Source organism: uncultured Pseudomonas sp., assembly GCF_943846705.1.
Classification (GTDB): Bacteria; Pseudomonadota; Gammaproteobacteria; order Pseudomonadales; family Pseudomonadaceae; genus Aquipseudomonas.
This window is the reverse complement of record NZ_OX044366.1, coordinates 2,493,486-2,505,633: the sequence shown is the minus strand read 5'-3', so window position 1 is coordinate 2,505,633 and position 12,148 is coordinate 2,493,486. Positions and strand designations below refer to the sequence as shown.

9 protein-coding genes are annotated in these 12,148 nt (G+C 59.5%); 1 reads left to right on the top strand and 8 read right to left on the bottom strand.

The genetic code is table 11. From position 1 onward, the window contains the following. The first annotated feature begins 19 nt into the window (after positions 1–19). Entirely contained in the window at positions 20–913 is an 894-nt protein-coding gene (locus tag Q0V31_RS11785) for a LysR family transcriptional regulator (RefSeq protein ID WP_298187883.1), read from the top strand. Position 914: 1 nt separating this feature from the next. Here Q0V31_RS11785 and ispD read toward each other — a convergent pair whose 3' ends face one another. From ispD to dnaE, 8 genes are all read right to left on the bottom strand, one after another. After that, entirely contained in the window at positions 915–1,625 is a 711-nt protein-coding gene (gene ispD, locus Q0V31_RS11780) for a 2-C-methyl-D-erythritol 4-phosphate cytidylyltransferase (RefSeq protein ID WP_298187880.1), read from the bottom strand. Continuing rightward, the gene (gene ftsB, locus Q0V31_RS11775) at positions 1,622–1,903 is read right to left on the bottom strand and encodes a cell division protein FtsB (protein ID WP_298187878.1); all 282 of its coding nucleotides are present in this window, start codon (positions 1,901–1,903) and stop codon (positions 1,622–1,624) included. Before ftsB ends, ispD begins: the two co-directional genes overlap by 4 nt. A gap of 184 nt (positions 1,904–2,087) precedes the next feature. Then, positions 2,088–3,377: a phosphopyruvate hydratase gene (eno, locus tag Q0V31_RS11770; protein ID WP_298187877.1), complete on the bottom strand. Its 1,290-nt coding sequence runs from the start codon at positions 3,375–3,377 to the stop codon at positions 2,088–2,090. A gap of 145 nt (positions 3,378–3,522) precedes the next feature. After that, complete coding sequence (gene kdsA, locus Q0V31_RS11765) at positions 3,523–4,368, bottom strand: 3-deoxy-8-phosphooctulonate synthase (RefSeq protein ID WP_298187876.1); 846 nt, start codon at positions 4,366–4,368, stop codon at positions 3,523–3,525. A gap of 4 nt (positions 4,369–4,372) precedes the next feature. Next, entirely contained in the window at positions 4,373–6,004 is a 1,632-nt protein-coding gene (locus tag Q0V31_RS11760) for a CTP synthase (protein ID WP_298187875.1), read from the bottom strand. A 166-nt stretch (positions 6,005–6,170) separates the two neighbouring features. Then, the gene (gene tilS, locus Q0V31_RS11755) at positions 6,171–7,484 is read right to left on the bottom strand and encodes a tRNA lysidine(34) synthetase TilS (protein WP_298187874.1); all 1,314 of its coding nucleotides are present in this window, start codon (positions 7,482–7,484) and stop codon (positions 6,171–6,173) included. After that, positions 7,485–8,435, bottom strand: coding sequence for an acetyl-CoA carboxylase carboxyltransferase subunit alpha (locus Q0V31_RS11750; protein WP_298187872.1), 951 nt, complete (start codon positions 8,433–8,435; stop codon positions 7,485–7,487). A gap of 168 nt (positions 8,436–8,603) precedes the next feature. Further along, positions 8,604–12,125 (bottom strand): DNA polymerase III subunit alpha, encoded by a 3,522-nt coding sequence (gene dnaE, locus Q0V31_RS11745; RefSeq protein ID WP_298187871.1) that lies wholly within the window; start codon positions 12,123–12,125, stop codon positions 8,604–8,606. Positions 12,126–12,148 lie beyond the last annotated feature (23 nt).

Below are 12,148 nucleotides of genomic sequence, written 5' to 3'. Positions count from 1 at the left end.
CCGCCTTAAGGAAAACACTATGAACCGCTGGGAAGGCCTCGATGAATTTGTCGCCGTCGCCGAATGTGGTCAATTCACCGCCGCCGCCGAACGCCTGAGCTTGTCGTCGTCCCAGGTCAGTCGGCAGATCGCGCGCCTGGAAGAACGCCTGCAGACGCGCCTGTTCTATCGCAGCACCCGCCGCGTAGCGCTGACCGAAGCCGGCCAAACCTTTCTGCAACATTGCCAGCGCCTGCAGGACGCCCGCGAAGAAGCCCTGCGCGCCATAGGTGACCTGAGCAGCGAACCCAAAGGCCTGCTGCGCATGACCTGCGCGGTGGCGTATGGCGAACGCTTTATTGTGCCGCTGGTAACCGAGTTTATGATCCAGCACCCACAGCTGCGGGTGGATATCGAACTGAGCAATCGCACCCTCGACCTGCTGCACGACGGCCTGGATCTGGCCATCCGTCTAGGGCGCTTGCAGGACTCGCGCCTGGTGGCAGCACGCCTGGCTTCGCGGCAAATGTACCTGTGCGCCGCCCCCGAGTACCTGCAGCGCTATGGCCGCCCACACTCGCTGTCCGAACTGAGCCAGCACAATTGCCTGATCGGTAACTCAGACTTGTGGAGTTTTACCGCCAACGGCCAGGATGCCAGCATGCGGGTGCAGGGCAACTGGCGCTGCAACAGCGGCCAAGCAGTACTGGAAGCCGCGTTACGCGGGATTGGTTTGTGCCAACTGCCGGACTATTACGTACTGGAGCATCTGCGCAGCGGCGCACTGGTGTCCTTGCTGGACAACCAGCAGCCACCAGACACCGCCGTGTGGGCGATCTACCCACAGCAACGGCATCTGTCGCCTAAGGTGCGGCAGCTGGTGGATTTTCTAAAACAGGGCCTCGGGCAACGCCGCGAATACCGCAAGGACTGAGCTAGCAGCGCCCTTGCCAGAGTAGATTGAGGCTCTGCAGGTCTTCCGGTCGCGTGACTTTGAGGTTATCGGCACGCCCCTCAATCAGCCGCGGGGCTTGCCCCGCCCACTCCATAGCAGAGGCCTCATCGGTAACCGCCACCCCGGCAATCAGCGCATCGGCCAGCGCCCGCTGCAGCTCACCCAGGCGAAACATCTGCGGGGTAAACGCCTGCCAGATGGTTGAGCGATCAACCGTGGCCTGCACTCGGCCATCTGCGCTCGCCCGCTTGAGCGTGTCGCGGGCGGGCACAGCGAGCAGCCCCCCCACCGGATCAGCAGCCAACTCGGCGAGCAATAAGTCCAAGTCGCTGCGGGCCAGATTCGGCCGCGCGGCATCATGCACCAACACCCAGTCCTGATCCTCTGCACCCAATTCACTCAAGCGCAGCAAGCCATTGAGCACTGAGTCGGCGCGCTCAGCACCACCATCGGCGCGCTGAATGCGCTGGTCACTGGCACACGCCAGGCTGGGCCAATAAGGGTCATCGGCCGCCAGGCTAACCACCACCGCGCGCAACTGGGGATGTTCGAGAAAGCACCCCAGGGTGTGCTCGAGAATGCTTTTGCCGGCCAGTTGCAGGTACTGCTTAGGCCGGTCGGCACGCATCCGACTGCCAATACCGGCAGCTGGAATCAGCGCCCAGAAAGGGGGGAGTTCAGGGTTATTCATTCAGCCAACTGATAGAGGGTTTCGCCCTCTTTGAGCATGCCCAACTCGTGCCGCGCACGCTCCTCAACGGTTTCCATGCCACTTTTCAGCTCCAGAACCTCGGCCTCGAGAATCCGGTTGCGCTCCTGCAGTTGCTGGTTCTCGCCTTGCTGATCGGCAATCTGCTGTTGCAACTGGGCCACCTGCGCCAAGCTGCCATCACCCACCCACAGGCGATATTGCAGGCCTGCCAGCACGCTAATCAGCACGATAAACACCCAGTAGAAATTATTGCGCATAGCGAAAAAAGCTTCCGAACGAAAAAAGGGGCGACTTACGCCGCCCCTTTTACCATGCCCTGAGTGATCGCTGAAAACATCGCGACCCCAGATAAGGCTAGATCAGGCGGGCGGTGAAGTTTACTGCAGTAAACGAGCGTGCCCAGCCTGATTTTTAACGCTGTAGCGTCACGCTCCGTGGCGTTTAGCCACGGAACTCGGCGCGGCCCTTGTAAGGTGCCTTGCCCGCCAGCTGCTCTTCAATACGCAGCAGCTGGTTGTACTTGGACACACGGTCCGAACGGCACAGCGAGCCGGTCTTGATCTGGCCCGCCGCAGTGCCCACTGCCAGGTCGGCGATGGTGCTGTCTTCAGTTTCACCGGAGCGGTGCGAGATAACCGCGGTGTAACCGGCAGCCTTGGCCATCTGGATGGCTTCCAGGGTTTCGGTCAGGGTGCCGATCTGGTTGAACTTGATCAGGATCGAGTTACCGATCGACTCGTCAATACCACGCTTGAGGATCTTGGTATTGGTGACGAACAAGTCGTCGCCAACCAGCTGAACCTTGTTGCCGATCTTGTCGGTCAGGACTTTCCAGCCCGCCCAATCGGACTCGTCCATGCCGTCTTCAATGGAGATGATCGGGTAGCGCTCGGACAGACCCGCCAGATAGTCGGCGAAACCTTCGGCGTTAAACACTTTACCTTCGCCAGCCAGGTCGTACTGACCATCCTTGAAGAACTCGCTGGAGGCGCAGTCCAGAGCCAGGGTGACGTCATCGCCCAAGGTGTAACCGGCATTGGCCACAGCCTCGGCAATAGCTGCCAGCGCGTCTTCGTTGGACGCCAGGTTCGGCGCGAAACCGCCTTCATCACCGACCGAGGTGCTCAGGCCACGGGCCTTCAGCACCGCTTTCAGGTGATGGAAGATCTCAGTGCCCATACGCAAGGCGTCGGAGAAGGTCTTGGCACCGACCGGCTGCACCATGAACTCCTGGATGTCGACGTTGTTATCGGCATGCTCGCCGCCGTTGATGATGTTCATCATCGGTACCGGCATCGAGTAAACACCTGGGGTGCCATTCAGGTCGGCGATGTGCGCATACAGCGGCACGCCCTTGGCCTGAGCGGCAGCCTTGGCAGCAGCCAAAGACACCGCAAGGATGGCGTTGGCACCCAGGGTGGCTTTGTTCTCAGTACCGTCGAGGGCGATCATCGCCAAATCGAGGGCTTTCTGGTCAGCGGCATCTTTGCCCAGCAGCAAGTCGCGGATCGGGCCGTTGATATTGGCCACGGCCTTGAGTACGCCCTTACCCAGGTAACGGCTCTTGTCGCCATCACGCAATTCCAGTGCTTCACGCGAACCGGTGGAGGCACCAGACGGCGCACAGGCGCTGCCCATGATGCCGCCCTCGAGAATTACATCGGCTTCCACAGTTGGGTTACCACGGGAATCGAGAACCTCACGGCCTTTGATGTCGACGATCTTTGCCATTGCGTGTAGCACTCCAAAAAATTGACGAAAAGGGTAGCACTGAGATGCACACTCGCTGCGCACTGGAAACGAGTCCAGCGCACAACATGTATCGACTACTAAGTCAGATTGTATACAAAAAGCACTTTACCGGAGAATTACCGTTTCAGGCAGTCTCAATCGGCGCAAAACTCTTGATCAAATCATCCAGCTGCTTGAGCTGAGTGAGGAACGGTTCCAGCTTGTCCAGACGCAAGGCACAAGGGCCGTCACATTTAGCGTTATCCGGATCCGGATGCGCTTCCAAAAATAAGCCCGCCAGGCCTTGGCTCATACCCGCCTTGGCCAGGTCAGTGACCTGAGCACGACGACCACCGGCCGAGTCGGCACGCCCACCCGGCATTTGCAGCGCGTGGGTTACGTCGAAGAACACCGGGTAGTTCATCTGCTTCATGGTGCCGAAGCCGAGCATGTCCACTACCAGGTTGTTGTAGCCGAAGGAGCTGCCACGCTCGCAGAGAATCAGTTGGTCATTACCCGCCTCTTCACACTTAGCCAGGATGTGCTTCATCTCCTGGGGCGCAAGGAACTGGGCTTTTTTGATATTGATCACCGCTCCGGTCTTGGCCATGGCCACGACCAGATCAGTTTGCCGCGAGAGAAACGCCGGCAGCTGAATGATGTCGCATACATCAGCCACGGGCTGCGCCTGATGCGGCTCATGCACGTCAGTGATTACCGGCACGCCGAAGGTCTTTTTAATTTCCTCAAAGACCTTCATGCCCTCTTCCAGGCCTGGGCCACGGAATGAGCTCACGGACGAGCGGTTGGCCTTATCAAAGCTGGCCTTGAACACGTAAGGGATACCGAGCTTGTCAGTAACCCGTACGTACTCTTCACAGGCACGCATGGCCAGCTCGCGCGACTCAATGACGTTGATCCCGCCGAACAGCACGAAGGGCTTGTCGTTGGCGATTTCAATAGCGCCAACCTTGATGATTTTCTGCGCCATCGTCTTATGCCTTCTTGGCTTTCTGGGCCAGCGCGGCAGTGACAAAGCCACTGAACAACGGATGGCCGTCACGCGGAGTAGAGGTGAACTCCGGATGGAACTGGCACGCGACGAACCATGGATGATCCGGCGCTTCGACCACTTCAACCAGCGCGCCGTCGCCCGAGCGGCCGGTAACCTTGAGGCCCGCTTCGATCAGCTGTGGCAACAGGTTGTTGTTCACTTCATAACGATGACGGTGACGCTCGACAATCACATCCTTGGCGTAGCAGGCATGCACTTGCGAACCGGCCTGCAGCTGGCAGTCCTGAGCGCCAAGGCGCATGGTGCCACCGAGATCCGAAGCATCGGTACGCTGCTCGGTCACACCGGTCGCGTCCTGCCACTCGGTGATCAAGCCGACCACTGGATGCTGGCTAGTGGTATCAAACTCGGACGAGTTGGCATCGTTCCAGCCCAGCACATTTCGTGCGAACTCGATGACCGCAACCTGCATACCCAAGCAGATGCCCAGGTAAGGAATTTTGTTTTCGCGAGCGTACTGGACGGTGGTGATCTTGCCTTCCACACCACGCAGACCGAAACCACCCGGTACCAGAATGGCATCCACGCCTTCAAGCAGCGCAGTGCCTTTGTTCTCGATGTCTTCGGAGTCGATATAACGCAGATTGACCTTGGTGCGGTTCTGGATACCGGCATGGCTCATCGCTTCAATCAGCGACTTGTAGGCATCCAGCAACTCCATGTACTTGCCGACCATGGCGATAGTGACTTCGTGCTCCGGGTTGAGCTTGGCATCAACCACGCGGTCCCACTCGGACAGATCAGCACTGTTGCATTCCAGGCCGAAACGCTCGATGACAAAATCATCCAGACCCTGAGCATGCAAAACACCTGGAATCTTGTAGATGGTGTCGACGTCTTCCAGGGAAATCACCGCACGCTCTTCAACGTTGGTGAACAGCGCAATCTTGCGGCGCGAGGAGATATCGATCGGGTGGTCGGAGCGGCAGATCAGCACGTCTGGCTGCAGGCCGATAGAGCGCAGTTCTTTCACCGAATGCTGGGTTGGCTTGGTTTTGGTTTCGCCCGCAGTGGCGATATACGGAACCAGAGTCAGGTGCATGAGCATGGCGCGCTTGGCACCGACTTCTACACGCAGCTGGCGAATCGCCTCGAGGAACGGCTGCGATTCGATATCACCGACCGTACCGCCGATTTCAACCATGGCCACGTCAGCATCGCCAGCACCCTTGATGATGCGGCGCTTGATCTCGTCGGTGATGTGCGGGATGACCTGAATGGTCGCGCCCAGGTAATCACCACGGCGCTCACGGCGCAGCACGTCTTCGTAGACGCGACCAGTGGTGAAGTTGTTGCTCTTGGTCATCGTGGTGCGGATAAACCGCTCGTAGTGGCCCAGATCAAGGTCGGTCTCCGCGCCGTCATGGGTGACGAACACCTCACCGTGCTGGAACGGGCTCATGGTGCCCGGATCGACGTTGATATAGGGATCCAGCTTGAGCATCGTGACCTTCAGGCCCCGCGCCTCCAGGATAGCCGCCAATGAAGCCGAGGCGATGCCTTTCCCCAATGAAGAAACAACACCACCCGTGACGAATATGTAGCGCGTCATGAAAAACCCTAGAAGTCTGCGTTTAAGCGGCCAGTGCCGCCGGGGAAAGCGAAGGAGTACCCAAGCTGCTTACTGCAACACATGCAATAAGCTAGCCCTGTCGATTCCCAAGGGAGTCAACAAAAGCACTAGTAAGACGGGAGCGTAGTCTACCGGAAAGGGCTTATCAGCTCAAACCTTGATCGCTGGTCGGCGGCTGCCAATGTAATTGCCAACTGCCGTCGAGCGCGCCATCCAATCCTGGCAGATTGGCGACCGCCACAACTTGGCCATCCAAACGTAGCAACGGCAAGCGCTCACGCACAAAAACCGGCACCCGTAACTCATTGAACAAGCGTTTCAAATCACGATGCCCGCGTCCCTGCAAGAGGATCTGCTCACCAGCGCGGCGATAACCCAACTGCCAGTTGCCCGCCGGTAATCGGCCTTCAATACGCACACAGCCATTACCCGGCAACACCGCGCACTGAGCACCGTGAACCGCTCTAGCGAGCTGTGCCGGCGAGCGCAGCCAGTCACCCGCCAACCACCATAAGCACTCATCACTGCGGCGTAACTCACCCGCCGCCAGCCTCCAGACCGGCGCAGCATCGACCGCCGCATCGCGCAGCGCCTGCCAACCGACCCAATGCTCGCTATCCGGCATCGCCGTCAACGGTCGCAGCCAATAACGCAGCGCATTACGCTGACGCGGCTCACTCAAACCGCGTAGTGCAGGCAGCGCCAGGCGTGGCAGCGGTAGCCAGGCAAACTCGCCCGACACCTCAGCGGCCGCGACATCCTGCTGCGCCAGCTCATCAAGCAACTGCCCCGCCTCACCCAAGTGCGCGGCGGTGCGCGACAGGCTGACCAGCGCCTGCGGCCAACGCTTGAGCAATGACGGCAGCACCTGGCGACGCAAGTAATTACGCGAGAACCGCTCATCGGTATTTGATGGATCGTCGACCCAGCTGAGCTTTTGTTCGACGGCATAAACCTGCAACTCAGCCCGCGAACAGTTCAGAAGCGGCCGAACCAGGCGCCCCGCCGCCAATGCGCGACTCACCTGCATCGCCGCCAAACCCTGCACACCGGCACCGCGCAGCAGGCGAAACAGTAAGGTTTCCGCTTGATCATCGCGATGCTGCGCAGTCAGCAGCACCTCACCAGCATCCAAGCGTGCAGCAAAAGCGGCGTAACGAGCATCACGCGCTGCACGCTCAAGACTGGCTCCTGGGACAACCTGCACATACTCAACCTGTAACGGCACAGATAGCCCCGCGCACAGCTCACGGCAATGCGCCGGCCAGGCATCGGCAGCGCTCTGTAAACCGTGATGAATATGGATGGCGGAAAGTGGCGGCAATGCCTCGCGTTGCGCGAGGCCGGCCAGCAGGTGCAACAGCACCGTGGAATCCAACCCACCGGACAAGGCGATATGCCAAGCCGGCGCGTTGCGCCAGGGCGCCAGAGATTCCAGCAGCCTGGCGCTCAAGCTCATTTAGGCGATGCCGTAGCTCATCAAACGCTCATAACGACGCTTCAACAACGCCTCCGTATCGAACGTTTTGAGCATGTCCAGCTGGGTTAACAACGCCTGACGCACCGACTCAGCGGCAGCCGCCGGGTCACTGTGTGCACCACCGAGCGGCTCGCCAATCACCTGATCGACGATGCCTAAGCCTTTCAGGCGCTCAGCGGTGATGCCCATCGCCTCAGCGGCATCTGGCGCTTTCTCCGCAGTCTTCCACAGAATCGAGGCGCAGCCTTCCGGCGAGATCACCGAGTAGGTGGAGTACTGCAGCATGTTCAACTGATCGCACACACCAATGGCCAGTGCGCCGCCGGACCCACCCTCACCGATCACCGTGGCAATGATCGGCGTCTTCAACCGCGCCATGACGCGCAGGTTCCAGGCAATCGCCTCACTCTGGTTGCGCTCTTCGGCATCGATACCCGGATAAGCACCCGGGGTATCGATAAAGGTCAGGATCGGCATTTTGAAGCGTTCAGCCATTTCCATCAGGCGACACGCCTTGCGGTAGCCCTCAGGACGCGGCATGCCGAAGTTGCGGCGTACTTTTTCGCGAACTTCACGGCCTTTCTGGTGACCGATGACCATCACCGGCTCACCGTCCAAGCGCGCTACACCACCAACCAGGGCGGCGTCATCGGAAAAATGCCGATCACCATGCAGCTCATCAAACTCAGTAAAGATGTGCTGCAGGTAATCCAGGGTGTAAGGACGGCGCGGGTGGCGCGCCAGCTTGGCGATCTGCCAGCTGCTCAGGTTGCCGAAAATGCTTTCGGTCAGCGAGCTGCTCTTAACCTGCAGGCGTGCGATTTCATCAGTGATGTTCAGCGAGTTGTCGTTACCAACCAGGCGAAGCTCTTCGATCTTGGCTTGCAGGTCGGCGATCGGCTGTTCGAAATCGAGAAAATTCGGGTTCATAGTCATCCGTCTTGCGTCGACGGCCAAGTGGCCGGGAGCTGTATCCGTTATCGCGCCCTACCTTATAGCAGCAGGCGCATTCAGGTCGACACCCGGTTCTGCACGAAAGCCTTCAATGCAGAACCCACTGGGTATCACGACCAACCGGCGAGGCCAGAGCCTCGCAAATCAGCGGTAGTGCAAAAAGACGTTGTCGCGGCCGAACTGGTCACGCAATGCTTGAATCAGACTGTCAGCCGGCTCAATCCGCCAGCCCTCACCAAACTGCAAGAGCGCCTTGGCGTCAGCACCACTGTAGTCAACAGTAATGGGGCAAGCACCGCGATAACGCCCACACAGCTCGGCCAGCCAACGCAGACGATCACCTTTTAAGGCGCTACTGGCGAGTTTGATTCGCAAGCTGTCAGCCAGCCCCGTACGCGCCTCCTCCAGGCTCATCACGCGCTTGGCGCGCAGGCGCAGACCGCCGGAGAAGTCGTCATTACTCACCTCGCCTTCAACCACCACCAAGGCGTCGGTCTGCAGCAGCGCCTGTGCATTGTTGAACGCTTCGGCAAACAAAGAGGCCTCGATCCGTCCGGAGCGGTCATCGAGGGTAATAAAGCCCATCTTGTCGCCTTTTTTATTCTTCATCACCCGCAGGTTAACCACCAGGCCGGCAATCGTCTGATCACCCCGCGCCGGCTTGAGGTCAACGATGCGCTGACGGGCAAAGCGCCGCACTTCGCCTTCATACTCGTCGATCGGGTGACCGGTCAGGTAAAGACCCAGGGTATCTTTCTCACCTTTAAGGCGCTCTTTGAGCGTCAGGTCACGGGCACGCAAGTGATTGCGGTAAACATCCGCCTCGGCATCGGCAAACACCCCGCCAAACAGGTCCATATGACCGCTGTCGTGGCTGCGTGCGGTTTGCTCGGCAGCCTGCACCGCCTCCTCCATGGCAGCCAGCAGCACGGCGCGGTTACGGTCGATATTGGCCTTGTAGGCTTTTAACTCTTCATGGAAGTACGGGCCGAGACGGTCCAGCGCGCCGCTGCGGATCAATGCCTCCAGCGTGCGCTTGTTAATGCGCTTGAGATCAACCCGCGAGCAGAAATCGAACAGGTCCTTGAACGGCCCCGCCTGCCGCGCTTCAACGATCGCCTCCACCGGCCCTTCGCCGACCCCTTTGATCGCGCCAAGGCCGTAAACAATCCAGCCTTCATTGTTAACCGTGAACTTGAACTCGGAGATATTCACATCCGGCGCATCGAGGCGCAGCTTCATGCTGCGGCACTCCTCGATCAGGGTCACGACCTTGTCGGTGTTGTGCATATCCGCCGACAACACCGCCGCCATAAAGGCCGCCGAATGGTGGGCCTTGAGCCAGGCAGTCTGGTAAGAGAGCAGACCATAGGCAGCCGAGTGCGATTTGTTGAAGCCGTAACCGGCGAACTTCTCCACTAGGTCGAAGATGTTACCTGCCAGGTTCGCATCAATGCCGTTATTGGCGCAGCCTTCAATAAAGCCGCCGCGCTGCTTGGCCATTTCCTCAGGCTTCTTCTTACCCATGGCGCGGCGCAGCATGTCTGCACCACCGAGGGTGTAACCAGCCATGACCTGGGCAATCTGCATCACCTGTTCCTGATACAGGATGATGCCGTAAGTCGGCTTGAGCACCGGCTCCAGCCCCGCGTATTGATAATCCTGATGCGGGTAGGAAATCGGCTCACGACCGTGCTTACGGTTGATAAAGTCGTCCACCATGCCCGACTGCAGCGGCCCCGGACGGAACAGCGCCACCAGAGCGATCATGTCCTCCAGACAGTCCGGCTTGAGCTTTTTGATCAGTTCCTTCATGCCGCGCGATTCAAGCTGGAACACCGCGGTGGTTTCGGCCTTCTGCAGCATCTGGAAGGTCGGCTTGTCATCCAACGGGATAAAGTCGATGTTCAGGTCCGGCAGGCCCTGCTTGGCCTGTTCGCGGTTGATGGTTTCCATCGCCCACTTGATGATCGTGAGGGTACGCAGGCCGAGGAAGTCAAACTTCACCAGGCCGGCGGATTCCACGTCATCTTTATCGAACTGGGTCACCAGCCCGCCGCCCTCGTCATCGCAGGCAATCGGCGAGAAATCGGTGAGTTTGGTCGGCGCGATAACCACACCACCGGCGTGTTTGCCGGTGCCGCGACAGATGCCTTCGAGCCTGAGCGACATGTCCCAGATCTCGCGGGCGTCTTCGTCGACCTTGAGGAAATCGCGCAGCGGCTCCTCCATCTCGTAGGCTTTTTCCAGGGTCATGCCGACTTCGAAGGGGATCATCTTCGACAAGCGATCGGCCAGGCCGTAAGACTTGCCCTGAGCCCGCGCCACGTCACGCACCACCGCCTTGGCCGCCATGGTGCCGAAGGTGATGATCTGGCTCACCGCATTGCGCCCGTATTTCTCCGCCACGTAGTCGATCACCCGGTCACGACCGTCCATGCAGAAGTCGACGTCGAAGTCGGGCATGGAGACCCGCTCGGGGTTGAGGAAGCGTTCGAACAGCAGGTCATAAGCCAGCGGGTCGAGGTCGGTGATCTTCTGCACATAGGCCACCAGCGAACCGGCACCTGAGCCACGGCCTGGGCCAACCGGGACGCCGTTATTCTTCGCCCACTTGATGAAGTCCATTACGATCAGGAAGTAACCGGGGAAGCCCATCTGGATGATGATATCCAGCTCGAAATTCAACCGATCAATGTAAACCTGACGTTTCTCTTCATAGTTCGGCGTGGTGTCTTTCGGCCACAGCACCGCCAGACGCTCCTCCAAGCCCTCGAAGGAGACCTGACGGAAGTACTCGTCCATGGTCAGGCCGTCAGGCACGGGGAAGTCCGGCAGGAAGTATTTACCCAGTTGCACCTCGATATTGCAGCGCTTGGCAATTTCGATGGTGTTTTCCAGCGCCTCGGGCAGGTCACTGAACAGCTCGGCCATTTCCTCTGGGGTCTTCAGGTACTGCTGATCGGAATAGGTGCGCAGGCGGCGTGGGTCATCCAGGCTGCGGCCCTCGCCGATACACACGCGGGTCTCGTGGGCGGCAAAGTCATCTTCTTTGATAAAACGCACATCATTGGTCGCCACCAGCGGCGCGCCGAGCTTATCGGCCAGCGCCACTGCCGCATGCACGTGCTCTTCATCGTTGACCCGGTTGGTGCGCTGCACTTCGAGGTAGAAGCGCTCGGGGAACACCGCCATCCACTCTTGCAGCAACGCCTCGGCCGTGGCCAGCTCGCCATCGAGCAGAGCATGGCCCACCTCGCCCTCCTTGGCACCCGACAGGGCAATCAGGCCTTCGGCGGCGGCTTTGACCCAGTCACGCTGAATGATCACCAGGTCATTGCTCTGACCTTCGCTCCAGCCACGCGAGACCAGTTCCGTCAGGTTACGGTAGCCCTGGGCATTCATCGCCAGCAGAGTCATGCGGCTCAGCGGGCCGTCTTCCTCGGCGCTGGCCAGCCAGATGTCGGCACCGCAGATCGGTTTGATGCCGCCGCCCATGGCGGCCTTATAGAACTTCACCAACGAGCACATATTGCTCATGTCGGTCACCGCTACGGCCGGCATGCCGGCAGCAGCCACCGACTTGATCAGCGGCTTGACCCGCACCAGCCCATCGACCAGGGAAAACTCGGTGTGCAAACGCAGGTGGACGAACGAGGCGGTCATGGCAGTCCTATACAAAACACAAA

Bases quoted from the DNA above. Each gene is read 5' to 3' on its own strand.
- Q0V31_RS11785 (WP_298187883.1), top strand. From the start codon at position 20: ATGAACCGCTGGGAAGGCCTCGATGAATTTGTCGCCGTCGCCGAATGT.
- ispD (WP_298187880.1), bottom strand. From the start codon at position 1,625: ATGAATAACCCTGAACTCCCCCCTTTCTGGGCGCTGATTCCAGCTGCC.
- ftsB (WP_298187878.1), bottom strand. From the start codon at position 1,903: ATGCGCAATAATTTCTACTGGGTGTTTATCGTGCTGATTAGCGTGCTG.
- eno (WP_298187877.1), bottom strand. From the start codon at position 3,377: ATGGCAAAGATCGTCGACATCAAAGGCCGTGAGGTTCTCGATTCCCGT.
- kdsA (WP_298187876.1), bottom strand. From the start codon at position 4,368: ATGGCGCAGAAAATCATCAAGGTTGGCGCTATTGAAATCGCCAACGAC.
- Q0V31_RS11760 (WP_298187875.1), bottom strand. From the start codon at position 6,004: ATGACGCGCTACATATTCGTCACGGGTGGTGTTGTTTCTTCATTGGGG.
- tilS (WP_298187874.1), bottom strand. From the start codon at position 7,484: ATGAGCTTGAGCGCCAGGCTGCTGGAATCTCTGGCGCCCTGGCGCAAC.
- Q0V31_RS11750 (WP_298187872.1), bottom strand. From the start codon at position 8,435: ATGAACCCGAATTTTCTCGATTTCGAACAGCCGATCGCCGACCTGCAA.
- dnaE (WP_298187871.1), bottom strand. From the start codon at position 12,125: ATGACCGCCTCGTTCGTCCACCTGCGTTTGCACACCGAGTTTTCCCTG.